General features: G+C 70.5%; 2 protein-coding genes and 2 tRNA genes. All 4 read right to left on the reverse strand.

The window, feature by feature from the left end:
• Nucleotides 1-169: 169 nt before the first annotated feature.
• A tRNA-Asp gene (locus LOY02_RS03265) sits at nucleotides 170-243 on the reverse strand.
• A gap of 21 nt (nucleotides 244-264) precedes the next feature.
• Nucleotides 265-337 (reverse strand) — tRNA-Glu (locus LOY02_RS03270).
• Between the two features lie 90 nt (nucleotides 338-427).
• Nucleotides 428-1,474: a PHP domain-containing protein gene (locus LOY02_RS03275; RefSeq protein WP_317180898.1), complete on the reverse strand. Its 1,047-nt coding sequence runs from the start codon at nucleotides 1,472-1,474 to the stop codon at nucleotides 428-430.
• A 57-nt stretch (nucleotides 1,475-1,531) separates the two neighbouring features.
• On the reverse strand, nucleotides 1,532-1,834 hold a 303-nt coding region (locus LOY02_RS03280; protein WP_317180899.1), incomplete at its 5' end, for a hypothetical protein.

A 1,834-nucleotide genomic window follows, 5' to 3' on the forward strand; every position in this document is an offset into this window, starting at 1 on the left:
GAAGTTGTGGCGGCCGGGTCTGGTCGATGGCGGGAGGCGACGAGGGCGGGAGGGCTGGGACGGTGCGGGCGTGCGAGACCGACTCAGCGGCATACGGCCCCGGTGCCGTCACCCGAGCGCGCCGACGACGAAGGCGCCGCTCCCTGTGGAACGGCGCCTCTCATCTGGGCGACCCCGACCGGGCTCGAACCGGCGACCTCCGCCGTGACAGGGCGGCGCGCTAACCAACTGCGCTACGGGGCCTTGCTATGGACTTGTCGTGCGTATCCCCAACGGGATTCGAACCCGTGCTGCCGCCGTGAAAGGGCGGAGTCCTAGGCCGCTAGACGATGGGGACGCATCCCGACCTGATCCGTTTGGGACGTCGAAACTATAGGGGAGTTTCTGCGCCCCACCAAATCGCCTGCCGGGGCAAGCGCCGCCGCGTTCAGCCCTTGGCCCAGGCCACGATGTCCGAGGCCGACCACGTCGTGATGATGCGTTCGGCGGGGATGCCGAGCCGCTCGGCGCGCTCACAACCGAGCAGCTTCAGGTCGAGCTGTCCCGGTGCATGGGCGTCAGAGTTGATGGCGAAGAGGCAGCCGAGGTCGCGGGCCAGCTCGATGAGCTCGTCGGGTGGGTCCTGCCGCTCCGGTCGGGAGTTGATCTCGACGGCGACGTCGTTCTCGACGCACGCCCGGAAGACCTTCTCGGCGTCGAACTGCGACTGCGGCCGCTTCCCCCGCCCGCCGGTCACGAGCCGGCCCGTGCAGTGGCCGAGCACGTTCGTGTGCGGATTGCGCACGGCCGCGAGCATTCTCGGCGTCATCTCATAGGAGGGTTGGCGCAGCTTGGAGTGCACCGATGCCGTGACGACGTCGAGCCGCTCGAGCATGTCGGGGTCCTGGTCGAGTGTCCCGTCGAGGTTGATGTCGACCTCGATCCCCTTGAGCAGGCTGAAGGACCCGCCGAGAGAGGCGTTGATCGCGTCCACGCGCGCGAGCTGCTTGGTGAGGCGCTCGCGCGAGAGGCCGTTGGCGATCGTGAGGCGGGGGGAGTGGTCCGTGAGCGCCATCCAGTCCTGGCCGAGCTCGACGGCCGTGAGGACCATCTCCTCGATGGGGCTGCCGCCGTCACTCCAGTCGGAGTGGACGTGGAGGTCGCCGGCGAGCGCGGTGTAGAGCCCGTTGCCCTCCCAGCTGGCCGGTGCGCCGTGTTGCTCCTCGAGGCTGGCGAGGTAGGCCGGCATGACGCCCCGCACGGCCTGACCGATGATCGCCGCGCTCGAGTCGCCGATGCCCTTGATCTGCTTGAGGGTTCCGGAGCGGACCCGCTCGTGCAGCTCCTCCTCGGGGACGAGCCGGATCGCCTCGGCCGCCCGCCGGAAGGCCGCGACCCGGTAGGGGCTCTCCCGCGCGCGCTCGAGGAGGAACCCGACACGACGCAGGGCGTCCTGGGGGCTCATCGGTGCCTGGGGTGGAGTGGGTGCCTCCATGGAGCCGATCGTAGGTGCTTCGAACGCCGTGCCGTATGCCGCTGGGCCGGCTCGCGCTCAGCCGCCCGGTCCTCGCTCGAGGACGGTCACGGTGATCCAGTCGGCGCCGTAGCGCTCGGTCAGCCTGGCCTGCGCCTCGGACCCGACGGCGGCGACGGCGACCCGGTCCGCGCGGTGGTCCAGGGTGACCGAGGTGACGAGGATGCCCTCCCTCTCGAGCGCGCTGGAGTCCGCGCGGATCTGCTCGGCCAGGGCTGCCTTCTCGGCGTAGGAGTGCTCGGCCACGACGAAGTCCACGTCTGAGGGGTCGGGCATCGCGGACCGGACCCGCTCCTCGAGCGTCGGGTCCGGACGGGTGAC

The organism is Intrasporangium sp., from assembly GCF_032907665.1.
In the GTDB taxonomy this organism is placed as follows: Bacteria; Actinomycetota; Actinomycetes; order Actinomycetales; family Dermatophilaceae; genus Intrasporangium.

Bases quoted from the DNA above. Each gene is read 5' to 3' on its own strand.
- LOY02_RS03275 (WP_317180898.1), bottom strand. From the start codon at position 1,474: ATGGAGGCACCCACTCCACCCCAGGCACCGATGAGCCCCCAGGACGCC.